The sequence below is a fragment of the Acinetobacter sp. YWS30-1 genome (genome assembly GCF_033558715.1).
In the GTDB taxonomy this organism is placed as follows: Bacteria; Pseudomonadota; Gammaproteobacteria; order Pseudomonadales; family Moraxellaceae; genus Acinetobacter.
In genome coordinates, this window is the sequence record NZ_CP114607.1 from 78,415 (window position 1) to 105,037 (window position 26,623).

Below are 26,623 nucleotides of genomic sequence, written 5' to 3' on the forward strand. Positions count from 1 at the left end.
TACCGGGTTTGTCGGAGACCAACTTTCCTGAGAGAATGCCCCGATGAAAAAAGTAAAATATACCCCTGAAATCAGAGATAGAGCGGTTCATCTTGTGATTGAATCCGAAAAAGATTATCCATCGAATTGGGCTGCAATCACAGCAATTGCACCCAAGATAGGTTGTACTCCTGAAACACTACGTGTTTGGTATTTAAAACATCTCGATCAACAAAATCCAGTTAAAGTACAGCAACTTTCAGATCAAGAACGGATTAAACAACTCGAACGTGAAAATAAAGAACTGCAACGTGCTAACGAAATTCTACGTAAAGCAGCTGCTTTTTTCGCCCAGGCGGAGCTCGACCGCCCACACAAATAATGGTGGATTTTATCCATCATAATAAAGAGCTGTACGGAGTCGAGGCGATTTGTAGAATTTTACCTATCGCACCTTCAACCTATTACCGGACTTTAGATCTCTGTGAAAATCCAGAACATTGAGCGAAACGAGATCTACATGATGTGCATCATGCTGAACAAATTAAACGAATTTGGAAAGAAAGTTCGAGGCGGTATGGCGTTCGTAAAGTCTGGCAAAAACTGAAACGTGAAGGTTATATTATTGCACGCTGTACAGTTGCTCGATTGATGCAGAAGCTAGGTATACAAGGTGTTTGGCGTGGTAAGAATAAACAAACCACCCGTAGCCGAGATGATCAAAAAAGAGCAGATGATTTAGTGAAACGTAATTTTAGGGCTGATCATCAAAACCCTTGCGAAGCAATGCTTCTCAGGTGGGGGACTTCACGTATATTCAAACTCATTCAGGTTAGGTCTAAACCGCATTTATTATTGATGTGTTTTCATGTGCAATTGTTGGCTAGAAAGTATCGACACGTAAGAATACAGATATGGTGCTTGATGCACTGGCTAAAACGGTGAATGGCTGATACAAAACAGAGGTGATTGAATATTTAAATGCAGATTGGCAAGGTTTAGTAGATGTACAACTTATGACATTAAATTGGGTGGATTGGTTTAATAAAGAACGTGTACCTAGTGCGCTAGGTTATGTGCCACCTTTTGAGTTTGAAACAATGTTCGATGATAAGATTAACCTGTTAGGTCAGGTGGCTTAACTTAAATAAAAAAGTCTCCGACAAACCCGGTACGGTTCACCTGTAGGTGCACCAAATTATGAGATTTATAGTTTTTTCAGTATTTGGCTCGGCAGTTTCATTCTGGCATGTTTAACACCGCAGCAATATTTATGGAAAATTCAGCTTAAAATCCTGATTGGTACTGCTTTTATGCTGCCGCTGATCAATATTTATTATCTCATTTTCCATGATTATATTGATTCTTTTACGACTTACTGGCCATTTCTGCGAATCGATCTGATGCTGTGGAACTTGGCACTTCTCGCCCTATTGTTACACCAGAAAATTACCCCTATTCAGCAAAAGGCGGTCAATAAAATTCACGCCAAACTAAAAATTACGCAACAGGAATCATCAACATGATATGGATTGCAGTGATCGGTCTGCTTTGGCTGAGCTGTTTTGGTTTTTATGCGGTAAGTGCAAAGCAGATCCTAAAAACCCGAAAATCTCGGTACGCTTTTTTAGCGAATTTTCCTACGTACACTAAATTCACAGCAGGTATTTTCTTATTCGTCGCAATGGTTCTATTACGGACCCGGTTTAGCTACAGTATCAGCTTTGTGGCTCTATGGGTATTTCTAAGCCCTGTACTGTTTATTTTTATCTTAAAAATGAATAAAGCATTTTAGTATTTATTTAAAATCAGAAAGTAGCAAACAGCCTAGTGCGCTACTTACATGCCTTCTATTGAACCAATCTACCCAGTATCTGCTAAACCTTGCCAACCTATTTTTAAATATTTCAGATTCATTATTTTGGCTAGAATCAAAAATTTAAATTGGTAGGTATTTGGTAGGTAGGATTCTTTTTAACTTCATCCAATACTCATATTACGGTGAGGGTCACCGATAAAATAATCAATGAATGGTAGAAGGAATCAAGCCATGGCTTTTAAAAATATTTCAGATCAAACTAACGGTTTTTATATTCCCTGTGTTTCACTTTTTGGTCCCGGCTGTGCTAAAGAAATCGGGATAAAAGCACAAAATTTAGGTGCCAAGAAAGCGCTGATTGTAACTGATGCGGGGCTGTTTAAATTTGGTGTTGCAGATGAGATTGCAAATTATTTGAAAGAGGCGGGTGTTGACAGTTATATTTTCCCAGGCGCGGAACCCAATCCAACTGATATTAACGTGCATCATGGAGTTACAGCTTATAATGAAAATGCCTGTGATTTTATTGTATCGTTAGGTGGGGGTTCATCACATGACTGTGCCAAAGGCATTGGCCTAGTCACTGCAGGTGGCGGACATATCCGTGATTATGAAGGGATTGATAAAAGTACCGTCCCGATGACACCACTGATTGCAATCAATACTACGGCAGGGACAGCTTCGGAGATGACACGTTTCTGTATTATTACCAATACCGATACCCATGTGAAAATGGCGATTGTAGATTGGCGTTGTACACCACTCATTGCGATTGATGACCCTAAACTTATGTTGGCCAAACCTGCAGGGCTGACTGCGGCAACAGGTATGGATGCCTTGACGCATGCAGTAGAAGCCTATGTGTCTACAGCAGCAAATCCAATCACTGATGCCTGTGCAGAAAAGGCGATTACCATGATCAGCGAATGGCTTAGCCCGGCAGTGGCGAATGGGGATAATCTGGAAGCACGGGATGCCATGAGCTATGCCCAATATCTTGCCGGAATGGCCTTTAACAACGCCTCTTTAGGATATGTGCATGCGATGGCACATCAGCTCGGAGGCTTCTACAACTTGCCGCATGGTGTTTGTAATGCAATTCTGCTCCCGCATGTTTGTGAATTTAACCTGATTGCTTGTCCTGAACGTTATGCCAAAATTGCGCAATTGATGGGGGTGAATACAGAAGGCTTAACCGTAACTGAAGCAGCTTATGAAGCGATTGGCGCCATTCGTCAGCTTTCGGCTTCAATTGGTATTCCATCTGGGCTGACGGAATTGAATGTAAAAGAAGCTGACTTGGCCATCATGGCGGAAAATGCACAAAAAGATGCCTGCATGTTGACCAATCCACGTAAGGCCAATCATGCTCAAGTGGTGGATATTTTTAAAGCGGCAATGTAATGCCTTCCTGTAAGTCATCTCTCCAATCATCTGACTTACATTTTTAGCAGCCCCTGTTTCGCTTTCTAAGGAAGTATGCCAAGAGAAAGAACCCATTTTTCTGCTCTTGGCTGATCCTTCCCCCTTCTTGACATCCTCTCCCCCTTAAAAGAAGGAGATTCCTACTGCTAGACGCTTATGCCCAAGCGCAAGAATGTTCAATGCGGAATTTAAATCCCGCTGCCAGACTGTACCGCAACTCTGGCATGTCCATTCTCTTATTCCAAGATCAACCCTACCTTGCGGACTACTGCTTGATATTTGCTTGCAGCACGAGCAGATCTGGGTGGTATAGGCTTCATTGACTTCCTCAAACATTACCCCTGCGTTCTCGCATTTATACTTGAGCATTGTTTTAAGTTTTGAAAACCCTGTATCTAAAACCGATTTTGCCATTTTAGTTTTTACAAGCTTTTTAGCACTCAGGTCACCTACAACAATCAGTGCATTTTCCCTCACAAGTTGGGTACTGGCCTTGTGCAAATGGTCTTTACGACAGTTTGCAATTTTGGCGTGTAATGCACGAACACGCTTTTTATTTCTCGCTCGTTGAGCAATTCCTAATTTCTGCTCGTACTTGCGATAGAACTTGGGATTGGAAATGACTGTACCATCAGAACAGGTCGCAATATCTTTTAAGCCAAGATCAATACCAATCGCTTTCGTTACGGTTGGTTTGGCTTGCTTAGGTGAATCCACCACCAGGCAGACATACCAGCGACCACGACTATCCTCAACAAATGAGCCTGTTTTAATGCGGTATTGGCTTAATCCGTAGCTGTCCCATAGCTTGAATTGGTGCTTACCGTATTGAACAGATCCATCAGCAGATTTGATGGCTACCTTTTTAAAGGGTATCCAACCAAGAGAGCGCCTTGCTGATTTCTTGTTACTTACACGCCATTTTAGCTTTGCTTTTTTGAATTGCTTGCGTCTTGTTACTAATTCTTCTGTCACAGCCTGAATGGTTTGACTATGTAGGTTGCATTCTTTAGATGCGCCTTTTGTGTATTTCGCTACATCGTAAGCTGATAGAAATTCACCTTTTCTTTTTAAATGTTTAAACCCTAAATCATTGACATAATTCCAGACAAAGTTTACCTCAGATGCTAATTGGTCTAGCATCTTGCAATGTTTGTCTCTTATACGTAATTTAAGTGTTTTCATGGGCTTATATTAGCTCATGTTAAATTAAAGGTGTTGATTTAAAAAAAAATCCAACGACATTTCATGTCGTGTCGCTTATCTCTCTGCCCTGAAGGACAGCACTTTACACTCCATTTGATAAAATTTTAAAATCGGATTCAGGCTAAATTGATAAGCTAACCCGCAGTAAGCAAAGATGATGCTCCATATTCCAGGATTTTGCTGTTTTAGCCTTCTACCGATCGATGCTCCGGCTTTTAAAGATTTTTATATTTTAACAGGGTTTGATGGACAGGATGGGTTTTGGGCATCAGCTCAATCAGGCGTTCTACCGCATCAATCGCTTCAGGGAAATGTGCCACATGTTTCAGCAACACATCGGTTTCATTTGCTTTGAAAATAGCATCACTTAAACGTGATTCCAGACAATCGCGCCAAGCACATAAAAATGGACTTTCTGTTTTGGCCAGAAATACACCGGTACACAACTTCAAGGCGGAATCAATATATCCAGCATCCAGAGATTGCTCTGTCAGTAAAAAGTCAGCCTCTACATGCGCCAGTAATCGATAAGGTCTAGAGCCAAGCATGCCACCCAATATATCGCGCAGCTGCGACATTTCTGCTTTTAGAGTACCGATACTGACTTTACGTTCACCATATAAGGCCTGATGCAAGGTGTCCAGACTCAGACCCTGCGGGCATAAGGCTAGAATAGTCAGAATTTCAATCTGGCGAGGAGTAAGTACTAAAACTTTACCATTAAACAGTACTTGTGGCACTGTAAAAGCCCGGATAAATAAGCGCTGTTTTTGACATTCCTGCAAGGCAGACTGAATGATTGTGGCACAGCGCTCAGCAGCCAACAGTGCCAAACTATTATGCTTTTGCCAAGTGGTAGAAAGGTCAATGACACCTAAAACCTGTTTTGAATAGGGATCAATAATCGGAGCGGCGTAACAAACCCAATCATGAATCGAGGACATGTAATGTTCACTGGAAAAGACACAGCTAGATTGTTGAGTTTTTAAGGACAATGCCAGTGCATTAGTTCCGACTAGCTCTTCACGCCATTGCCCTCCTTCAATAAAGTGTACACTTTCTGCAGCACTTTGCATTTGTGGGCTAGAGGCTGCCCAAATGATGGTACTGCCGATATCTCCAACCGCCAGCACCATAGATGACTGTTCAGCAATATGTTTTAAATCCTGTGCACAATGGCGAAGTGCGTGGGCTAAAGTTGAAGAAGAGGCAGTCTTTTTTACATCTGTCAGCGGTGCTGCTAAACGACTCTTAGGGATTTCGGCCAAAGATGAACGTTGCCAAGAACTGGCAATACTTTGTTCCAGTTGCTCTGCATGCAAGGGAGACAAACTGCTGCTTTGCCGAAACTGATCAGCATCGCGCCTTTTCTGCATCAAATCTTGTTTTGTCATCATTCCTTATTCTCACAACAATTCATGATTTACATCCGCTGTAATCGTTATTTTTTAGATGGATCGAAAAGAGTGTAAACCTGCTTCACTCCAACCTTTCTCCAACCTTATACCAGTTATGTTAATCAAATAGCGTACATAAGTACCTTATACCAAAGCTGTAGAAGCAGTTTGGTCACACGAAAATAAGCAAAGGAAATACATATGCGTTACGTCGATCCTAATCAACCTGATTCAAAAGTTCATTTTAAAGCACAATACGATAATTTCATTGGTGGCGAATGGGTCACTCCGGTCAAAGGTGAATACTTTGACAACATCTCTCCGGTAGATGGCAAAGTCTTTACCAAGGTTCCGCGTTCTTCTGTAGAAGACATTGAATTGGCCCTGGATGCAGCGCACAAAGCCAAAGAACAATGGAACAGAGCATCGCCGACCACCCGCTCCAATATTCTGTTGAAAATTGCCGACCGTCTGGAACAAAATCTGGAAATGTTGGCTGTAGCAGAAACCTGGGACAATGGAAAACCGATCCGTGAAACGCTGGCTGCCGATATTCCACTGGCCATTGACCATTTCCGTTATTTTGCCGGCTGTATCCGGGCTCAGGAAGGTGGCATTTCCGAAATTGATGAAGATACTATCGCCTACCATTTTCATGAACCGCTTGGTGTAGTCGGACAAATCATTCCCTGGAACTTCCCGATTCTGATGGCCGCCTGGAAACTCGCGCCAGCCTTGGCTGCAGGCAACTGTATTGTGCTGAAACCTGCAGAACAGACTCCGGTCAGTATTCTGGTGCTAGCTGAACTGATTCAGGACATTTTGCCGCCGGGCGTATTGAATATCGTCAATGGCTATGGGGTCGAAGTCGGCCGTCCACTGGCGACCAATCCACGCATTGCCAAGATTGCCTTTACCGGTTCAACCGCCGTGGGTCAGATGATCATGCAATATGCGACTGAAAATATTATTCCAGTGACTCTGGAACTTGGCGGTAAATCACCAAACTTGTTCTTTGCCGACATTATGGATCAGGAAGACGATTATCTGGACAAAGCTCTGGAAGGCTTTGCCATGTTTGCCCTGAACCAGGGTGAAATCTGTACCTGCCCTTCCCGGGCCTTGGTACAGGAAAGTATTGCCGATGAGTTTTTAGCGCGTGCAGTAGAACGGGTACAACGCATTAAAACCGGTCATCCACTGGATACTGATACTATGATTGGCGCGCAAGCTTCTCAGGAACAGCAGGACAAGATTCTGGGCTGTATTGCCACTGGCCGTGAAGAAGGTGCACAGATCCTGACTGGTGGTGAAGCACGTCAGGAAGTCGGTCAAGGTTTCTATATTGAACCGACCATCTTTAAAGGCACCAATGACATGAAGACCTTCCAGGAAGAAATCTTCGGGCCTGTACTGGCTGTGACCACCTTCAAAGACTTCGATGATGCGATCAAGATCGCCAATGATACGATTTATGGACTTGGTGCCGGTGTCTGGTCACGCTCAGCGCATACCTCTTACCGTGCAGGCCGTGCTATTCAAGCAGGTCGGGTCTGGACTAACTGTTATCACATCTACCCTGCCCATGCGGCTTTCGGTGGTTATAAAAAATCAGGGATTGGGCGTGAGAATCATAGAATGATGCTGGATCATTATCAGCAGACTAAAAACTTGCTAGTCAGCTATTCGACCAAACCAGCCGGGTTCTTTTAAGAAGTGAAATAAAAGCGAACTTCGGTTCGCTTTGAATGTATGCTAGCTAGCTCTCACAAAATATCAGCAACATCTTTTAAGGGGGAGAGGATGTCAAGTTGCGATTGCTAAGACCATACCATTATTAGAAAATTAAATTATTAAGCTTTTATTTTGCTTAGGCTATTTTTAAAACACATTAAGGTCAAGCCTGGAATAATGCTGACAAAGCAATACGGGCAGGTTTAATGGAATGGCAAGTAAAAACTTCCACTTTTAACCTCAGTTATTTATGAGAGAATTAACGACGCAATTATTCATGTATTTGTCGCTATTTTACTGATTTTCTCCGTAGCCTTCTTACAGACACAAAAAAACCCGGCAGGTGTCGGGTCTTTTCATCATTCAATTCAGGAAGCGAGCAAATTGCGCAAGACATAGTGCAAGATCCCACCAGCCTTAAAGTATTGCACCTCATTCAAGGTATCAATACGACACAACACCTGAAAATGGCTATATGTACCATCGGTATGTTGCACTTCTACATCCAACATTTGATGCGGATGAATATCATCCGACAAGCCTAGAATTGATAGGGTTTCATGCCCGCTGAGGTTCAAGATCTGCCGGTTCTGACCCTCCACAAACTGTAATGGTAACACTCCCATACCGACCAGATTGGAACGGTGAATCCGCTCAAAACTTTCAGCAATCACTGCTTTTATCCCTAACAGGTTGGTACCTTTGGCCGCCCAGTCACGTGAGGAACCGGTGCCATATTCTTTCCCGGCAATAATCAGAAGTGGGGTTTGTTCTGCCTGATAGCGCATTGCCACATCATAAATCGAGAGTTTTTCTGCACTTGGAATATGCAGGGTATTGCCACCCTCCTCGCCACCCAGCATTTCGTTTTTGATACGGATATTAGCAAAGGTACCTCGCATCATCACTTCATGATTACCACGACGGGAGCCATAAGAGTTAAAGTCTTTTACATCAACCCCCTGTTGCTGCAAATATCTTCCGGCCGGACTATCTTGTTTGATATTGCCCGCCGGGGAAATATGGTCCGTCGTGACGGAATCACCTAGTACCGCCAAAATCCTTGCCTGGCTGATCGGCTGAATTGGTCGCACCGGCTGATCAATTTCTGCAAAAAAGGGAGGATGCCGGATATAGGTGGATTGTTCATCCCAAGCATAAGTTTGACTTTGGGGAATCTGGATTGCTTTCCACTTGGCATCTCCTTCAAAAACTTCTGCATATTCTTTATGGAACATCTCGGTATTCACATTCTGCAGTGCGGCATCGATTTCTCCCTGTGTCGGCCAGATATCTTTTAAATAAACCGCTTGGCCATCAAAACCCTCACCTATCGGCTCAGTCGTGAGATCAGTTCGAATATTCCCGACCAGACCATAGGCAACCACCAAAGGTGGTGAGGCGAGCCAATTGGTTTTCACCAGAGGATGCACCCGTCCTTCAAAATTACGGTTGCCGGAGAGTACTGAGGCTACATTCAAATCAAAACATTGCACAGCTTCTTCAATCACTTCAGGTAAAGGCCCCGAATTACCAATACAGGTGGTACAACCATAACCCACCAGGTTATAACCCAGTTGATTCAAATAAGGCATCAACCCTGCAGCGTCAAGATAATCACTGACCACTTTGGAACCTGGAGCCAGTGAACTTTTCACCCAGGGTTTTCGCCGCAAACCTTTTTCGATTGCTTTTTTGGCCAATAGCCCTGCTGCCAACATGACACTGGGATTCGAGGTATTAGTACAAGAGGTAATGGCTGAAATCACCACATCACCATGCTGCAACGGATATTTTTTACCCTCAATCATACAAAAAACATTTTCATGGGGCAGGTTGGCCTGTTTAGCTTCAACCGCCGTACCTCCCCCTCCTTCATTTTCCAGACGATCTTTTTCTTCCTTGACCGGTTTTAAGGTCAGATCCATGAAGGCATGAAAGGTTTGTGGCACTTGTGACAAGAGTACACGATCCTGCGGGCGCTTCGGACCTGCCAGACTGGCTTCTACCGTCGACATATCTAAAGCCAGCATGTCGGTAAAGACGGGCTCATCTCCCGGATTGCGCCATAATCCTTGCAACTTGCTATAGGCCTCTACCAAGGCAATTCTTTCCGGCTGACGTCCGGTTAAACGTAAATAGGAAAACGTCACCTCATCAACAGGGAAAAAGCCACAGGTAGCGCCATATTCGGGTGCCATATTCGCAATCGTGGCACGGTCCGCCAGGGGTAAATCTGCTAGGCCATCGCCATAAAATTCGACAAATTTTCCAACTACGCCTTTTTGGCGCAGCATCTGGGTAATGGTCAGCACCAGATCAGTTGCTGTAATCCCTTCTTTGAGTTTACCGGTAAGCTTAAAGCCGATTACTTCTGGAATCAGCATGGAGATCGGTTGACCCAACATGGCCGCTTCCGCCTCAATACCGCCTACGCCCCAACCTAACACGCCTAAGCCATTGATCATGGTGGTATGTGAATCAGTACCGACCAAGGTATCAGGATAGGCAAAGCGCTGCCCATCAATCTCATTGCTCCATACCACTTGTGCCAGATATTCCAGATTGACCTGATGGCAAATCCCGGTTCCTGGCGGCACCACGCGAAACTGATTGAGCGCCGCCTGCCCCCAGCGCAGAAACTGGTAGCGCTCACCGTTGCGTTGCATCTCAATGGCGACATTCTGCTCAAAAGCTTGCGGGCTGGCAAAGTAATCGACCATCACCGAGTGATCAATAATCAAATCCACGGGTGACAGCGGATTAATTTTTTCCGGATCACCGCCGGCTTTGGCCACCGCTGTACGCATCGCAGCAAGATCAACCACTGCGGGAACACCGGTAAAATCCTGCATCAGTACCCGTGCCGGACGATACTGGATTTCCTGTTCTGAAGTTCGTTTATTTAACCAGCCTGCCAAGGCATAAATATGCTCGGTTTTCACCGTGAGTTGATCTTCGAAACGTAGTAAATTTTCCAGCAAGACTTTTAAGGACTTGGGAAGCCGGGACAGGTCACCTAATTGCACTTGCAATTTGGACAGGTTGAAAATCTGATAGTGTTTTGAACCGACGGTTAATGTTTCTAAGGTATTAAAACTATTGATATCACTATACTTGGCCATCTAGCTTCCCTCCGGCTTGAGCTGTTATTTTTATGATCACAGTCAACTACTTCTTTACTTACTGTATGCTAACTGAGCGGTGGGTTTGTTATTATTTATTATAGGATTGCGCTAGCCAGTTAAATGCAGGGCTGCCAGGGCATTTTTCCAGAGAATTGCCGACAGTTCAAATCTGGCATCAACAACGTTTCTGCCCATCCCCTAAGGACATAAGCTAAATTGACCAGCGTATTACTTTGTTCAGTGTCATCAACGTCGAAGTTTCTCTAATTCTTCGATTAAATCCAACATCATAGCTACAGCAGTAAAACTTGCATCAAAATCACGCTGTAAACGATACGCTTTTTGTGCACGTGCCACATCATCCACTAAAAAATATAAATCTGATGCATTTACACGATTCGGCAAAATATCGTATTCAATCAGTTGCAGAATCCATTCAGGACTTTGACCACAAAGTTGAGCAAAACTATTTAAATCATAATATTGTTGCTCATCTATAACTTCTACCTGTTGGATATCTTCTAAGACCACCTCATAATATTTAACTGTCGTCATAATTTTACTCCTTATGATGATCTCGGCTTAAAGTTTGGAAATGCTGCTGCAAATGCTTCATAAGCTTGTTGTTCTTGTTCGGTTTGCGCAGTTGGTTGCACAATATCGAGGATGAGAAATAAATGCCCTGCATCTTTAGCAGGAATCCCCTGATTTTTTAAACGTAATTGTTGACCTGTTTTGGCATTTTTTGGAATTTGAATATTGAGTTGTTTACCATTGGGTAAGCTTGCCGTAATCGATTGTCCAAGTGCTGCTTCCCATGGACTAATCTTCAGATGATGATAGACATCCGAGTTTTCAACATAAGTTGAATCTGTAGCTTTATATTGAATTTCAATATACAGATCGCCATTCTCACCCCCATGAATACCCGGTTGTCCCTGGCCGGTTAAACGAATTTTTTGCCCTGCTTTCATGCCTTCTGGAATTTTAATTTTTAAGACTTTACGCTGTACTTCTGCTTGCCCGTACGCATTGATAGTTGGAATCTGTAAAGTGACATTTTGCGTTGCGCCATGGAATGCAACATCCAAATCTACTTCTAGAGTCGCGTGTTGATCATCACCTCTATAGGATGCTCGCCCCTGATAACGCTGTTCATTGAAACCACCAAAACCACCACCAAAGCGACCAAACAAGTCTTCAAACCCTGAAAAATCCTGTCCGCCCATATTTGAATAATATTGATGAGCATCCCTACCCTGGCTATTCTGTGGATGGTCTAATTCAAAATCATATTCTGCTTTTTTTTCATCATTACTTAACACATCGTAGGCAATGTTTAACTCTTGCATACGCTCTTCTGCATCAGCTTCTTTACTAATATCAGGATGATATTTTCTGGCAAGTTTACGATAAGCTTTTTTAATTTGCTCAACAGTTGCATCTCGAGATACACCTAATATTTCATAATAATTCTTGGTCATCTCTGCCCTATTGGTGGTTTATATTTTATTCATTATTCATTTTTTTTATAGATAAAAAAACCTTTTAAAGATTTTTGTTGTTATAAATTATTTCTTTTACGAAAATAATAATTATTTAAAAATCATAGCATAACCTTGGTTTTTGTGAAGAAAACTACTAATTCAGAATTACGCATTCACCTCCTTTTCCTGGCTCAACTAAAAAGTGTAGCAACTTGCTACACTTTTTCACTTTTCTGGATCAGCTCTTTTAACAGGCTTTCTAGCTGGGACAGACTTGTTTCATCAATATGGGAAATATTGAGCGAGACCTTAAGCTGCTTCTGGTTAAGTTTGATATTTCCTGCAATCTTACCATCGTATTCGATTTTTCTTACGACTGAGGTGGTCGTCAGTTTTTCCGGGTCCTGACTTAATAATTTTTCCGCATAAGCTGTCACTTTGGTCTGCTCAAGCTTTTTGTCTTTTACTTTCTCCCAGCCTTGAAGCAAGGCAGCTTCCGCCGCAGATAGTTCCTGTATATGATCCGACAAAAATTTTTTAAATGCTGTTGCCGCAGTACGACCCAGTAAGCCAGGATTGAGCTCAAGATCATTTAAAATAACTTGTGGCAACTTTTCATAGGCCAGATATTTGTACATATCTTCGCGGTTCAATCCCAGAGAATTGGCCAAACGCTGCTTGTTTTTCTTTAATTTTTCATCCAATGCGCTCAGGCCAACAAAAACTTCATAATCTGTCAGATCTTGGCGTTTTAGATTTTCCGCCAAAGTTAATAATGAAGCTTCTTCATTATTGGCATCCACAATGATCGCTTCAATCACCGATTTACCCAGTAACTGATGTGCACGCAAGCGTCGCTCGCCTGCAATGAGCTCATATTTCAAGTTATCCAGTTTACGGACAGTAATCGGCTGCAAAAGACCGACTTCTTCAATAGAATCAGCCAGTTCTTTTAATTCCGATTCCTCGAATATTTTGCGCGGCTGGTTTGGACTTCGGCTAATGTCCTCAATTGGAACATTACGCCTAAACTCCTTTAGCTCTTTAATATTATCTTTTTGTGCCTGTTGGTGTTTCTCAGTATTCAGTTTCAATTTCTGAGCTAAAAGCTCTTTGGTGCTTGCCATAACGACCTCAATTTATACTTTAGCTACAATTTCAGTGGCTAGGCTTTCAAAAGCCTTACGTACTTTTGAATTTTTTTCTACTTTGAGTAAGGGTTGCTGCAAAATTGCTGCCTGATTGACCTTAGTACTTTGAGGGATCGTAGTTTCTAAAATTTTACCAACCTGTTTTAATGCCTCATCCCGAATCAGTTTACATACATTTTGGCGCTCATCATGCTTAATCAGCAAGGCGCCTAAGAGCGCCAAGTCTGGATTAATACGCTTGATCTTTTCCAGATGATTTAAAAGATCTGTAACCCCGTACAAGCCATATTGTGATCCAGATTCGATCGGGATAATGACATGGGTTGAAGATGCCAGTGCATTACTGGTTAAAAGTTTCAAGCTTGGTGGGCAGTCAATCAGTATGAAGTCATAAAGGTCTTTTAAGAGTTCTAGCTTGATATTAAGTTCTTCAGAAGGACGTGGTGCTTCTTCTTTCAGCTGGTCTTCTGTTTTTCCTAAATTTAATGATCCGTAAATTAATGATACTTTTTCGAAGTTCGTTTCTTCTTGTAATGCATCAGCTAATAATGAAATATCACCGACCAATAATTCTGCTGTGGTGACAGAAATTTCACTTGGATGCTGAATCCCAATATGTAAACTTGCGTTTGCCTGAGGATCTAAATCAATCACTAGAACTTTATTGCCCAAGTTGGCAAGTTCTGAGGCTAGGTGTACAACAGTCGTTGTTTTGCCACATCCGCCTTTATGGTTAGCAACAGTAATAATTTTTGCAGACATGCGTGTCAGATGCTTCCGTATTTGAATGTCTAGTAATATAAATAACTTTCGTTCATCTTACTATAGTTTTTAAATTTATAAATCCTGTTTGTTCAGATGTAAAACAGCTTAAAAAATAAATCTTTAACTAAGCTAGCTCAATTAATAATTAGAATAATTAGTTATTTAGCTAATTAATAATTAGGAGCATATTTTTGGTATATAAAACAAATGCTTGTGGTTTTAAAAGTGGAAGGTTTGTCACCGTAAAGTGGAAGGTTTGTCACTGTAAGGTGGAAGGTTTGTCACCGTAAAGTGGAAGGTTTGTCACCGTAAAGTGGAAGGTTTGTCACCGTAAAGTGGAAGGTTTGTCACTATGGTGGAAGGTTTGTCACTGCTATTTTTTAAAATGCTATTTTTATTTAAAAATAATTTATAAAACAAATATTTAAGATGTTAATAAAGTCTCATAACTAAGCTTTAAAGGTGGAGAGGTTGTCACTGTATATTCTTGACCTGTGGATAATCTGTTTTTATTGGATATTTCCTGATGATTATATGTGCAGTTATACCTTTGAAATCTAACTGAAAGGTGGAAGCCTTGTCACATCAGGGTTTCTATCTGACTTAACCTACCTGAATCTGGATGAAAAAAAGTAAAAATAGGCATTCTGGACTGTAATCTTGCGGCTAAAGGTGGAAGATCTGTCACTATAGAGTGGAAATATTATATTTAATTCCACTTTAAAAACAAAAAAACGGCTAAAAGGCTTTTTTCTGATGACAAACCTTCCACTTTTAGAATCTCGTGGTGAAAGTCTTGAAAGTTTTTCCACTTTTGTATATAAAAACTAAGTCAAATTATAAATATCACGGTTATGACAGAATCTGAACCATTGCAAGAAGAATCGAATTATATTCCTTACTGTATAGGCAACATTCGCCATAATGGTGTTGTCAGTACCAGTAACCGTTTAATTCGCCCAATCGAGTTATCAGCCAATGAATATAAGGCGCTTCTATATGCAATGGCAGTTGCGAATTATAGTGAGAAAAATAGGATAAATGGTGAAATCACCGAACAAACCTATATTTATTTGTATAAGGATGATCTAGCAGATTTACTAGGATTGAATAAACGCAATTCAATTAATGTTGCAATAGACCGGATCTATAAAGAACTTTCATCTCGGGTAGCTCATTTTATTATTGAGGAGCCTGCTGATGATAAGAAGAGAAAAACGAAAAAAGTGCATTCTGTTGTTCCCATCATCCGTGAATTAAGATGGGAAGATGACTCTAAAAATGCAATTCAGATCCGTTTTACCAGTGAAGTATTACCGTATTTTACTCAACTAGCTGGGGGAAATTTTACTACCTATCAGCTAAAACATCTTTTCGCCCTTGATTCTGTTGCCAGTATGAGTCTTTATACGTATTTCATTAAAAACGAATTCAAGTATGCCAACCAGAAGAGTTATGAAGTTCCATTACTTTTAGAAAATTTGAAAGCACTGATTGATATTAATGAAACAAAATATGATCGTTGGGTAGATTTCAGGCGCTATGTATTAGACAAAATAGTGGCAGAAATTAACGAAAATACAGATCTACAATTAGAGTATGAAACTGTTAAGAAAGGCCGTCCAATTGTGGGTGTGAATTTTAAACTGCATCATCGGATTGCTGATAAAGCACCGGATGAAATAGCAGTAATTGAAAAAATCTATCTTGATGTTCCATTTGAAGACAATGCATTCGTAAAAGAGTTAGGTGCTAAATTCGATATGAATGTACGTTCCTGGTATATTTTTAATAATGATGAAAATTATCAGCAGTTCAAGAAGTGGTTTAAAAAAGTAGGGTGTCTCACTGACTCTCAAGCAAATATTGTCATTAATGACACTTTATTCCAAATGGATTTTGCTGAAATTGGTATAGGGCTGAATGACTTTAAACGAAACATGAAGCATAAACTTAAAAATAATCCGGAATTCGTTCAAAGTATTCGTGAAAGACTGAATGATATTTTTGGTAAAGACCTTATTTAGAAAAAAGTGTAGCAACTTGCTACACTTTTGGAGATATATGTTCTTAAAAAATACAAGTGGTAAGGACTATAGAAGAAAAATGGCTCTATTGCATATAGGCTTTAGAGATAGATCCTTCCTAAGTTAGGTGTTTAGTCCCAGATTTTAATGGTGCAATATTCTCAGATAAATGGAAGGAAGCACTATGGGACAAGTTCTACACAGCAGCGCCACAACGACACAGACAGTGCGTCGAGCAATACAAAATAGTCAAGAGAGCTTAAGAACGCTAGCCAAGCGTTACAGCATCAATCAAAAGACCGTCGCAAAATGGAAGAAACGTACTTCTGAACCGTATCGGGTTTGTCGGAGACTTTTTTATTTAAGTTAGGCCACCTGACCTAACGGGTTAATCTTATCATAGTACATTGCTTCAAACTCAAAAGGCGATACATAACCCAGTGCACTGTGTACACGCTTTTTATTGAACCAATCTACCCAGTTTAGTGTCGCAAGTTGTACATCTGCTAACCCTTGTCAATCTGCTTTTAAATATTCAATCACCTCTGTTTTGTATAAGCCATTCACCGTTTCAGCCAGAGCATTATCGTATGAATCACCAGTCGTACCGAATGATGCTCGTAAATTTGCAGCTTCTAAACGATTGGTATAGCGAATAGAAAGATATTGAACACCTCTATCGGAATGATGAATCACATTCTTTGGCATGCCTCGATCGTGCAATGCTTGCTCTAATGCATCGAGCACTATATCTGTATTCATCCGTGTAGATACTTTCCATCCAACAATTGCTCGTGAGAACACATCAATAATAAAGGCGGTATAGACCCAGCCTGAATGAGTTTGAATATAGGTAAAGTCAGCAACCCACAAGTGATTAGGCTGATCAGCTCTAAAATTACGTTTCACTAAATCATCTGCTCTTTTTTGATCATCTCGGCTACGGGTGGTTTGTTTATTCTTACCACGCCAAACACCTTGTATACCTAGCTTCTGCATCAATCGAGCAACTGTACAACGTGCAATAACATAACCTTCACGTTTCAATTGTTGCCAGACCTTACGCACACCATATCGACCTGAACTTTCCTTCCAAATTCGTTGAATTTGTTCAGCATGATGCTCATCATGTAGATCTCGTTTCGCTCGATGTTCTGGATTGTCAGCGAGATCTAAAGTTCGGTAATAGGTTGAAGCTGCGATCGGTAAAATCCTACAAATCGCATCAACACCATATAAGTCTTTATTGTTATGGATGAAATCCACCATTATTTGTGTGGGCGGTCGAGCTCCGCCTGGGCGAAAAAAGCGGCTGCTTTACGTAGAATTTCATTGGCACGCTTTACTTCTTTAATTTCACGTTCCATTTGCTTCATTTTTTCTTGATCAGATATCTGTTGTACTTTAATAGGATTTTGCTGATCTAAATGCTTTTGATGCCAGGCACGAAGTGTTTCAGGAGTACAACCAATCTTAGGCGCAATTGCTGTGATTGCAGCCCAAGTAGAAGGATAATCTTTTTCAGATTCAATCAATAATTGAACCGCTCTTTCTCTGATTTCAGGGGTATATTTTAATTTTGTCATCGCACCTTGCGAAGCAGTGCTTCTCACTCAGAATATTGACTCTCCGACAAACCCGGTACGGTTCAATGGGTGGTGGTCCCTAAACGTGCAGCAACTTCAGCTACACTATGACCTTTCTCAGTAACTTGCTTTACTGCTTCAATTTTGAATTCTTCAGGGGTATATTTGGGTTCTTTCATCGGAACACTACAATTTATACCAGAATGACAACCTCGATAACTAAGAGCATGATCACCAATAAACTGACGCTTGCAGTTTTTGCATTGATAGTTTTGCTTGCCATATATTTTGAGGCCATTTTTCTTTACACCCTCACTTAGACAGGTTGGACATTTGATTTCTAGTGTTATTTGCATCTCACTATCTTATCAAAAGCCAACCTGTTTTTTTCAGCATACTTTTTGAAACACCACCGAAGATGATTAGGTTGTTATCTTGCTGAATACCGTTGGAAAACGAGCTGATAGCATAGTTTATGACGAAGCGAAAAAGCGAATTAAAGACTAAAATGAGAGGTATAAGCTCGCATTTTTGCATTCATATAATCACCACTATGTTGAATGTAGCTAAATTCCTTAATACGACAGAACCAAACTATACAAGCAGATGAACCAGAAAAGGACCTACCAAAACCATAAAAATACCAGCAAGTACCATTGTTAAGCTGGCAATCACCCCTTCTTCTTTATCACGACTATAGGCTTTAGTCGTTCCAAATCCATGTGCTGCGTTGCCCAAAGATGCACCCATGACAAAATGAGATTTTAACGGTAAGGCGCCTAGCACAATATCACCAATGATCATACCTATAACACCAGTAATCATGGTAAACAAAATAACCAGTTCGACAGAGCCACCTATATGACTGCTCAACTCCATTGCAAAAGGTGTCGAAATGGAACGCGCCATTAAGCTGTAGGTTGTTGACTGATCAAAATTAAACAGCTTAGCCAAATAAAATGAACTGATCATTCCTGCTAGCATCCCCATCACCACGCCCATACTGATAGAAAGTAGATGTGTTTTGATTATTTCACGGTATTCATAAATTGGAATGGCAAAGGCGACTGTTGCAGGGCCTAACATCCAGACAATCCATTGGTTATCTTGCATATACGTATCATAGGATATATTCAAAGATAAGATTAAAATAATCAGAAGGATAGGGGGTAGTATCGCTGGTGATAAAATCAGATAAGGATATTTTTGATGGATTTTTTTTACGACAGTATAAAAAAGTAAAGTTGAAATCAGACAAACAATGGCGATTAAAGTCATGATTATTTTCCATCCTGATCTATATTACGCAGAGATTGGGAGCGATTATTCTTGATTTTATTTTCAAACTGAAAGCCAAGATGTACACTATATGCTGTAACCACCATGACACAAATGGTGCCCAGAATAACAGCAAAGATTAATTGCCAGCCTTCTGTTAAAAAAAGATGTTTATATTTAATTAGTCCAACAAAACAGGGAATAAAGAATAAAACCAATTCACCCAAAATAAAATCGGAGCCACTCTTGATCCATTCAAGTTTAAAAAATCCAGTCAATAAACCTGTTAAAACAATAAAAAGCCCGATCACTGCACCAGATACTGGAAGTTTAAATAAGGATTGAAGTATGCTGCCAATCCACCAGAAAGCAAGTAATAAACTGATTTGAAAAATGATTTTACTGATATATTTGAATCGGGTCGGATGTTCGATTTGTACAGGCATTAATATCACAGCTTGATTTTGAAGATAAGGTAATTTTATATGCTGTACATATGCGAAATAATGAATAATTTTATAAATATTATTCTATATTGGAATAATTTATGGATCTAAAATCACTTAAAATTTTTGTTGAAACTGTTAATAGCCAGAGTTTTAGTTTAGCTGCAGTACGCTTGTTTATGACGCAACCGACTTTAAGCAAGATCATTAAAAGCTTAGAAGAAGAGTTGGGAACAGCACTATTTAAAAAAGGTGAAGCAGGAAGAAAACGTGAAGTCGTACTGACTTATACAGGTGAACTGATTTATCAGCATGCATTAAACATACTGTCAGAACATGAAAAAATATATAACACGATTGAGCAAGTTAAGTTACTTAAAAAGGGTAAACTGACTTTAGGTTTACCACCATTAGGTTCTGTCTTATTTAGTTCACTTATTGCCTTATTTCATAAGCAACATCCGGATATACAGCTTAGTTTTTTAGAGGTAGGCTCAAATAGTATTGAGGAAGCAATTGCAGATAAACGTATTGATGTTGGTATTTTACTTGGTAATTTTCGACCGACTTTTGCGTCAATCCCAGTTGTTGATTCAGCAATGTGCTTACTATCCATAAAAGATTCACAGTGGAGAAATAGGAAAACTGTAAATTTGGTCGAATTAAAAGAAGAATCCTTTCTATTATTTTCTGATACCTTTACTTTGAATAGTATGATTATTAAAGCAGCAAATACAGTAGGTTTTGAACCTAAAGTTGTCTGTAAAAGCAGTCAATGGGACTTTATTGCAAAAATGGTTGAATCAAATATGGGAATCGCATTACTTCCTCAAATATATTGCCAGCAATTAGATCAGGAAAAATTCAACACTGCCGTATTGGAAAATCCAGGTTTAAATTGGACTTTAAGTATGGCCTGGAATACGACTATAGCAATGAGTCCTGCAACTAGAGCATGGCTAAATATTGTAAAAGATCATAAACAGAAAATTCACTTTTAATTCAATGCTTTTACAACCAGTTTTTGATTGTCGTTACAATCAGTTTTGGCTGTTTAATTCATCGGTTCTATCGCATTAAGGAATTTAGGTCCATTTAACTTATGTTTACCTAAAATCTAGTTTATAAATTATTTTTACAATATATTTATTAATTTCAATATTTTGAAAAAAAATAATAGAAATTTATAAAAAATTAGTTCATGAACTTATAAGATTTTTAAGAGCATTTATATGAATGACTAAGTACTGTGAAAAAAGAGAACTAGATGACGTTTAGATAAAATTTTCAATCAAATAATCTTATTGTTGTTATTTCTAGTCACATAGTCTATTTTTATTATATGAATTATTCTTCCTCACCCAAAAGACCACGTGGTCGACCAACCAAACACGGTTGTAACTATGCAGACACTAGAGAAGTTTTAATCCACCGAGGTATCGAGTTACTGACCGAACGTGGAATGAATGCTATGAGCTTGGACGATCTCATGAAATCAGTCCAAGTTCCTAAAGGGTCTTTCTACCATTATTTTGTAAATAAAGAGGCTTTTATTTTAGAAGTCTTAGATGCTTATGAACTTTATTTTGTGAAGCGATTGAATAAGTTTTTAAGTCAAACTGATCTTTCCCCACTAGAAAAGCTGCAAAATTTTGTAAAAGATGCGGGTGAAAAAATGCAAAAATATGATTTTAAACGAGGTTGTATTTTAGGTAACTTAGGACAAGAAGTGTCGTATTTGCCACAAGGAATCATTGCCCGAATCGAAAGTATCTTTAAGGTATGGGAGAAATTAGTTTCTGATTGCCTCCATCAGTCAAATTCACAATATAGCCTAGCTGATTGCGATGAAGCTGCTTATCAGTTTTGGATTGGGTGGGAAGGTGCAGTTCTAAGAGCGCGTTTGGTCAAATCAACAAGTCCCTTAGAAGCATTTTATCGCTTGTTTACTTTAGCTGTAAAAAAACAAAATCACGTAAAAAGTTAATTAAAAAAATAAATGCAGATGTCTGTATTTATTTTTTAATTAATTCTAGACAAGCAGTCTAATTAAATAGAGAGGAAGTTCTATGTACAAAGGTATTGTAATTACTAAAGATGAAGCTGGTTACACATCACAAATTACTGAGATTGCATCAAAGCCTTTACAAGAAGGAGAGGTTAGAGTCGAAGTCAAATATTCAACACTCAATTATAAAGATGCTTTAGCCATTACTGGGCGTTACCAGTGGTGCGTAGTTTTCCTTTGACCCCAGGCATCGATTTTTCGGGTGTTGTGATTGAATCAAAACATCCAGCATGGAAAAAAAGAGATGAAGTTCTACTGAACGGTTGGGGAGTGGGTGAAAAGTATTTTGGAGGGCTAGCCGAGCAAGTCACTGTTTCTGGTGATTGGCTCATACAAAAACCTTCTGCTTTTTCTTTTAAAGATACGATGGTTATTGGTACAGCAGGTTATACCGCAATGTTGTGTGTTATGGCTTTACAAAAACATGGTATTAAACCAAGTGATGGAAAAATTTTAGTGACAGGTGCAAATGGTGGAGTAGGTAGTATTGCCATTATTATTTTGAATCATCTTGGTTATGAGATTACAGCTTCAACTGGTCGACCTCAAGAGTCAGAATATTTAACCTATCTAGGTGCGAGTGAAATTATTGATCGTATTGAATTATCTTCCCCAGGAAAGCCATTAAACAAAGAGGTTTGGGCTGGCGTAATTGATACTGTTGGAAGCCATACTTTAGCCAATGCATGTGCTAGTACAAAATATCGTGGTGCAGTTGCTGCGTGTGGTTTGGCAGGCGGAATGGATTTTCCAGCAACAGTTGCTCCATTTATTCTAAGAGGGATTACCTTATATGGAATTGATAGCGTGATGGCACCAATCGAATTAAGAAAAGAAGCATGGGAACGTTTGGCTACAGAATTAGATCAAACAAAATTAGAAACAGTAACGACTGAAATTCAGTTAACAGATGCTTTAAATATTTCAAATGAAATTTTAGATGGAAAAATTCGAGGTAGAGTTGTTGTACAGATATAGTTCAACAAAATGAGTTGTGGGACTGTTCTAAATTTTGTGTAAGTACTTAATTTTTATTTATCTTATTGAGGATAATAAAAAGAGGTACTTCACATGGATGAAGCTACAATCAAAAGTATGGCAGCTGAATTAGCTAAAGGTTTAAAAACTCCTGAAGATTTAAACCAAATGACAGCCATATTTAAAAATTTCATGATCGAAACCGCTCTGAATACTGAGCTTTCTGAACATTTAGGCTATGAAAAGCATCAACCTAAGAAAGGATCTAATGCACGTAATGGTTTTAGCTCCAAAACAGTTCTAACACAAGATGGGCAGCTTGCTTTAGATATCCCTCGTGATCGTGACGGCTCTTTTAAACCACAGATTATTAAGAAGCATCAAACACGCATTACTAGCATGGATGATCAAATTCTTTCGCTATATGCGAAAGGAATGACAAATAGAGAAATTGTTGCTTTTTTAAAGAAATGTACGATGCCGATGTATCTGCCTCCCTTATTAGTAAGGTGACGGATGCTGTCATTGAACAAGTGACAGAATGGCAAAATAGAACACTCGATAGTCTTTATCCTATTGTCTATTTAGATTGCATTGTTGTTAAGGTTCGTCAGCATTCAACAGTAATCAATAAATCAGTTTATTTAGCATTAGGCATTAACCTGGATGGCCAAAAAGAACTTCTTGGCATGTGGCTTGCTCAAACAGAAGGTTCCAAATTCTGGCTATCAGTCATGACAGAGCTTAAAAATCGAGGAGTGCAAGATATTCTTGTAGCCTGCCTTGCGAAGCAGCGCTTCTCAGGACTAAAGGGCTTTCCTGATGCGATAGCCTCTGTCTACCCTCATACTGATATCCAGCTGTGTATCGTACATGTTGTAAGCAATAGCCTGAGATTTGTGAGCTGGAAGGACTACAAAGTTGTAACAGCAGGATTGAAGGCGATCTATCAGGCAAGTACAGAGGAAAATGCTTTAAAGTCCCAAGATATCTTCTGCGATCAATGGAATCACCAGTATCCAAAAATTGGAGAATCCTGGCGGGCAAATTGGGAAAATATCCGAACGATCTTTAGCTATCCTGCTGAAATACGTCATGCGATTTATACAACAAATGCAATTGAATCATTGAATAGCGTGATCCGCCATTCAACTAAAAAGAGAAAGATCTTCTCTTCTGATGATTCAGTGAAAAAGGTCATTTATTTAGCAACTTCAAATGCTGCTAAAAAATGGACCATGCCAATTCAAAATTGGCGTTTAGCAATGAATTGGTTTACGATTCAGTTCGATGATCGATTAAAAGATCATTTATAAAAAATGAGACTTACACAAAATAATTTACAGGCTCGTAGAAACATGAAGATACATTCTTTTGGTGAACACAATAACATTATTTTATCTAATAATTGTATTGAAGTTCGAGGTGCACGTGAGCATAACCTTAAGGATGTAGATGTTTCTATCCCAAGAAATGCACTTGTTGTATTCTCAGGTGTATCGGGTTCAGGAAAATCATCACTTGCTTTTGGAACTATTTTTGCTGAAGCACAAAGAAGATATTTCGAATCTGTTGCACCTTATGCAAGACGCTTAATAGATCAGGCCGGAGTACCAGATGTTGATGCTATTGATGGTCTACCACCAGCAGTAGCATTGCAACAACAACGTGGTGCAAGTAATACCCGTTCTTCTGTTGGAAGTGTAACAACTTTATCAAATCTCGTGCGAATGATTTATTCGCGTGCTGGTGCATATCCTGCCGATCAGCCAATGTTATATGCCGAGGACTTTTCACCGAACACTCCTCAAGGTGCTTGTCCTACCTGTCATGGTTTAGGTCACATTTATGAAGTTACAGAATCGACAATGGTTCCTGACCCAACACTCAGTATTCGTGAGAGAGCTATCGCATCATGGCCACCTGCTTGGCACGGGCAAAACTTACGCGATATCCTAGTAACCCTAGGGTATGATGTTGATCGACCATGGAAAGATTTACCGCAATCGGATAGAGACTGGATTTTATTTACTGAAGAAACCCCAACAGTTCCTGTCTATGCTGGTTTAAGCCCCGCTGAGACTCAATCTGCACTTAAACGTAAACTAGAACCCAGCTATATGGGCACTTTCACTGGTGCTCGTCGCTATGTCCTTCATACTTTTGCTAATACCCAAAGTACGTTGATGAAAAAACGTGTTTCACGTTTTATGGAAGGAAAAATATGCCCTTCCTGTCATGGTAAACGCCTTAAAGCAGAAGCCTTATCTATTACCTTTGCTGGAGTAGATATTGGTGAGTTTATGCAACTTTCTTTGGATAAGTTAACTTGCCTGCTTGAGCCCATTGTTCTTGGCAATTTCGACGCTCATGATGCTGGAGAAAAGACTAATAATAAAGTAACCCAACTTGATAGATCTGAACGAGCAACAACAGGTAGAGCAGTGCATTCTGTATCTCCAGATGTAAGACGTACGTCAGCACTTTCAGATGAAAAGAAAATTGCTGCCCAGCGTTTAGCAAATGGTGTGATGAGGCGTTTAAATCAATTACGCCAGTTAGGTCTTGGTTATCTAACATTAGATAGAGCCACACCGACTCTTTCAGCGGGAGAGTTACAACGTTTGCGGTTAGCAACACAATTAAGTTCTATGCTATTTGGTGTAGTTTATGTACTGGATGAACCATCTGCGGGATTACATCCTTCAGATAGTCAGTCATTATATGATTCTCTCGATAAATTAAGAGACGCTGGAAACTCCGTATTTGTTGTAGAGCATGATTTAGAGCTCATGCGTCGTGCTCAATGGTTAGTGGATGTTGGACCAGATGCAGGAGAGCAAGGTGGTAATATTTTATATAGTGGAGTACCTCAGGGTTTAAGTGAGATTTCAGCTTCACGTACTGCAAGTTATTTATTTAATAAAATCCCAGTTACTCAAAGTTATGGACGTACACCCTCTGGTTGGCTTGAACTTAACAATATTTACCGACATAACCTGCATAATATTGATGCTCGTATACCTCTTAGTGTACTTACAGCAGTTACAGGTATTTCAGGTTCAGGTAAATCTAGTCTCGTTTCTCAAGCTTTACCCGAGTTAATACTTTCATATTTAGGCAATGAATCTGAAACTGAAAACAATAATGAAAATAATCCTTTAAATGAAGGAATGTTGGTTACCGAGGTTACACAGGGTTCTCTAGCTGGTGATGTGGAGGCTATACAGCGTCTGGTACAAGTTGATCAAAAACCAATTGGCCGTACTCCACGTTCTAATCTGGCAACTTATACGGGTTTATTTGATCATGTTAGAAAGTTATTTGCTGGGACTCCTGAAGCTCGCCAAGCTCATTATGATGCTGGACGTTTTTCGTTTAATGTGGCTAAAGGGCGATGTGAAACTTGTGAAGGTGAAGGCTTTGTCAGTGTAGAATTATTGTTTATGCCAAGTGTATATGCCCCTTGTCCGACATGTCATGGTGCTCGATATAATGATGACACTCTGAAAATTCGCTGGAATGGACGTAATATTGCTGAAGTATTAGGAATGACCGTCAATGAAGCACGTGATTTTTTTGATGGAGAGGTCTCGATTGCTCGTTCACTACAATTATTAAAGGAAATTGGCCTTGGTTATTTACGTTTAGGGCAACCAGCGACTGAACTATCTGGTGGAGAAGCGCAACGTATTAAATTGGCGACCGAGCTGCAACGCAATCAGCGTGGAAATACACTGTATATACTTGATGAGCCAACTACAGGTTTGCATCCATCAGATGTAGATCGATTGTTAGTTCAATTGCAGCGATTAGTCGATGCGGGTAATACCGTGGTTATGATTGAGCATGATATGCGTGCCGTTGCACAAGCAGATTGGGTGATTGATGTGGGACCAGGTGCTGGAAATGCTGGTGGGAATATTGTTGTGGCAGGAACACCAAAACAAATAACAGAAAATCAAGATAGCCGTACTGCTCCATATTTAGTTAATGAGTTAGTGAGTCGTGATACTAAACGTTGATATTGCGAGTGGGTAGAATAAAACCTTAAATTAAAAGCCTGTAAAATTAATTAGATATTTTTCGTTTTAGGTGGTGTGTGAGCATGAAATCTAAAAGTTTTTTTCAACTAAGGGCTTTGTTGCA

The 26,623-nt window shown here is 39.9% G+C and carries 16 protein-coding genes, 9 pseudogenes and 2 other annotated features; of the genes and pseudogenes, 13 read left to right on the forward strand and 12 right to left on the reverse strand.

The window, feature by feature from the left end:
* Positions 1-43 precede the first annotated feature (43 nt).
* The 4 genes and pseudogenes from O4M77_RS15080 (at position 44) to mdh (ending at position 3,202) form a co-directional block, all read left to right on the forward strand.
* A pseudogene (locus O4M77_RS15080) lies at positions 44-1,121 on the forward strand (IS3 family transposase).
* Positions 319-435: a sequence feature (AL1L pseudoknot), on the forward strand. Its footprint overlaps the pseudogene before it by 117 nt.
* 39 nt (positions 1,122-1,160) lie before the next feature.
* Positions 1,161-1,505, forward strand: a pseudogene (locus tag O4M77_RS15085) (PepSY domain-containing protein); the annotation flags it as partial.
* A complete protein-coding gene (locus O4M77_RS15090; protein ID WP_166134682.1) occupies positions 1,502-1,774 on the forward strand; it encodes a hypothetical protein in 273 nt (90 codons plus the stop codon). The pseudogene O4M77_RS15085 and the gene O4M77_RS15090, both read left to right, overlap by 4 nt.
* A gap of 255 nt (positions 1,775-2,029) precedes the next feature.
* The gene (gene mdh, locus O4M77_RS15095; RefSeq protein WP_159123511.1) at positions 2,030-3,202 is read left to right on the forward strand and encodes an iron-dependent methanol dehydrogenase; all 1,173 of its coding nucleotides are present in this window, start codon (positions 2,030-2,032) and stop codon (positions 3,200-3,202) included.
* Positions 3,203-3,346: 144 nt separating this feature from the next.
* Here mdh and O4M77_RS15100 read toward each other — a convergent pair whose 3' ends face one another.
* Positions 3,347-4,408 carry an RNA-guided endonuclease InsQ/TnpB family protein gene (locus O4M77_RS15100; protein WP_166134679.1) on the reverse strand — a complete coding sequence of 354 codons (1,062 nt, stop codon included), beginning with the start codon at positions 4,406-4,408 and terminating at the stop codon, positions 3,347-3,349.
* A gap of 236 nt (positions 4,409-4,644) precedes the next feature.
* Positions 4,645-5,826, reverse strand: coding sequence for a helix-turn-helix domain-containing protein (locus O4M77_RS15105; protein ID WP_166134676.1), 1,182 nt, complete (start codon positions 5,824-5,826; stop codon positions 4,645-4,647).
* Between the two features lie 201 nt (positions 5,827-6,027).
* Between O4M77_RS15105 and O4M77_RS15110 the strand changes: the two genes are divergently transcribed.
* Entirely contained in the window at positions 6,028-7,539 is a 1,512-nt protein-coding gene (locus O4M77_RS15110) for an aldehyde dehydrogenase family protein (RefSeq protein WP_166134673.1), read from the forward strand.
* A gap of 389 nt (positions 7,540-7,928) precedes the next feature.
* Here O4M77_RS15110 and acnA read toward each other — a convergent pair whose 3' ends face one another.
* The 5 genes from acnA to O4M77_RS15135 all read right to left on the reverse strand — a co-directional run bounded on the left by acnA (position 7,929) and on the right by O4M77_RS15135 (position 14,088).
* Positions 7,929-10,685 carry an aconitate hydratase AcnA gene (gene acnA, locus O4M77_RS15115; RefSeq protein WP_166134670.1) on the reverse strand — a complete coding sequence of 919 codons (2,757 nt, stop codon included), beginning with the start codon at positions 10,683-10,685 and terminating at the stop codon, positions 7,929-7,931.
* Between the two features lie 249 nt (positions 10,686-10,934).
* Complete coding sequence (locus O4M77_RS15120; protein ID WP_166134667.1) at positions 10,935-11,243, reverse strand: chaperone modulator CbpM; 309 nt, start codon at positions 11,241-11,243, stop codon at positions 10,935-10,937.
* A gap of 11 nt (positions 11,244-11,254) precedes the next feature.
* Complete coding sequence (locus tag O4M77_RS15125; RefSeq protein ID WP_166134665.1) at positions 11,255-12,172, reverse strand: DnaJ C-terminal domain-containing protein; 918 nt, start codon at positions 12,170-12,172, stop codon at positions 11,255-11,257.
* Positions 12,173-12,390: 218 nt separating this feature from the next.
* Positions 12,391-13,302, reverse strand: a complete 912-nt coding sequence (locus tag O4M77_RS15130) for a ParB/RepB/Spo0J family partition protein (protein ID WP_166134662.1) — start codon at positions 13,300-13,302, stop codon at positions 12,391-12,393.
* A 12-nt stretch (positions 13,303-13,314) separates the two neighbouring features.
* A complete protein-coding gene (locus O4M77_RS15135; RefSeq protein WP_166134659.1) occupies positions 13,315-14,088 on the reverse strand; it encodes a ParA family protein in 774 nt (257 codons plus the stop codon).
* Between the two features lie 857 nt (positions 14,089-14,945).
* On the opposite strand from O4M77_RS15135, the gene O4M77_RS15140 reads away from it, so the two are divergent.
* Both O4M77_RS15140 and O4M77_RS15145 read left to right on the forward strand, forming a co-directional pair.
* A complete protein-coding gene (locus tag O4M77_RS15140) occupies positions 14,946-16,118 on the forward strand; it encodes a replication initiation protein (protein ID WP_166134656.1) in 1,173 nt (390 codons plus the stop codon).
* Positions 16,119-16,302: 184 nt separating this feature from the next.
* Positions 16,303-16,446, forward strand: a pseudogene (locus O4M77_RS15145) (IS481 family transposase); the annotation flags it as partial.
* 38 nt (positions 16,447-16,484) lie between these two features.
* Here the strand turns inward: O4M77_RS15145 and O4M77_RS15150 are convergent.
* The 3 pseudogenes from O4M77_RS15150 to O4M77_RS15160 all read right to left on the reverse strand — a co-directional run.
* Positions 16,485-17,704: pseudogene (locus O4M77_RS15150) on the reverse strand (IS3 family transposase).
* Positions 17,313-17,429, reverse strand: a sequence feature (AL1L pseudoknot). (Overlaps the previous pseudogene by 117 nt.)
* A gap of 65 nt (positions 17,705-17,769) precedes the next feature.
* A pseudogene (locus tag O4M77_RS15155) lies at positions 17,770-17,883 on the reverse strand (transposase); the annotation flags it as partial.
* A gap of 15 nt (positions 17,884-17,898) precedes the next feature.
* Positions 17,899-18,060, reverse strand: a pseudogene (locus tag O4M77_RS15160) (transposase-like zinc-binding domain-containing protein); the annotation flags it as partial.
* Between the two features lie 70 nt (positions 18,061-18,130).
* Here O4M77_RS15160 and O4M77_RS15165 point away from each other — a divergent pair.
* Positions 18,131-18,211: pseudogene (locus O4M77_RS15165) on the forward strand (type II toxin-antitoxin system RelE/ParE family toxin); the annotation flags it as partial.
* 87 nt (positions 18,212-18,298) lie between these two features.
* Here O4M77_RS15165 and O4M77_RS15170 read toward each other — a convergent pair.
* Together O4M77_RS15170 and O4M77_RS15175 are read right to left on the reverse strand one after the other, a co-directional pair.
* On the reverse strand, positions 18,299-18,982 hold the full coding sequence (locus tag O4M77_RS15170) for an LrgB family protein (RefSeq protein WP_166137095.1): 684 nt from the start codon (positions 18,980-18,982) through the stop codon (positions 18,299-18,301).
* Positions 18,983-18,984: 2 nt separating this feature from the next.
* A complete protein-coding gene (locus O4M77_RS15175; RefSeq protein WP_166137101.1) occupies positions 18,985-19,428 on the reverse strand; it encodes a CidA/LrgA family protein in 444 nt (147 codons plus the stop codon).
* A 101-nt stretch (positions 19,429-19,529) separates the two neighbouring features.
* On the opposite strand from O4M77_RS15175, the gene O4M77_RS15180 reads away from it, so the two are divergent.
* The 5 genes and pseudogenes from O4M77_RS15180 (at position 19,530) to O4M77_RS15200 (ending at position 26,499) form a co-directional block, all read left to right on the forward strand.
* Positions 19,530-20,429, forward strand: a complete 900-nt coding sequence (locus O4M77_RS15180) for a LysR family transcriptional regulator (protein ID WP_048881895.1) — start codon at positions 19,530-19,532, stop codon at positions 20,427-20,429.
* Positions 20,430-20,770: 341 nt separating this feature from the next.
* A complete protein-coding gene (locus tag O4M77_RS15185) occupies positions 20,771-21,415 on the forward strand; it encodes a TetR/AcrR family transcriptional regulator (RefSeq protein ID WP_166137092.1) in 645 nt (214 codons plus the stop codon).
* An 82-nt stretch (positions 21,416-21,497) separates the two neighbouring features.
* Positions 21,498-22,474, forward strand: a pseudogene (locus tag O4M77_RS15190) (MDR family oxidoreductase).
* 93 nt (positions 22,475-22,567) lie between these two features.
* Positions 22,568-23,790, forward strand: a pseudogene (locus tag O4M77_RS15195) (IS256 family transposase).
* 42 nt (positions 23,791-23,832) lie between these two features.
* Complete coding sequence (locus O4M77_RS15200) at positions 23,833-26,499, forward strand: excinuclease ABC subunit UvrA (protein ID WP_323714117.1); 2,667 nt, start codon at positions 23,833-23,835, stop codon at positions 26,497-26,499.
* Positions 26,500-26,623: the final 124 nt, after the last annotated feature.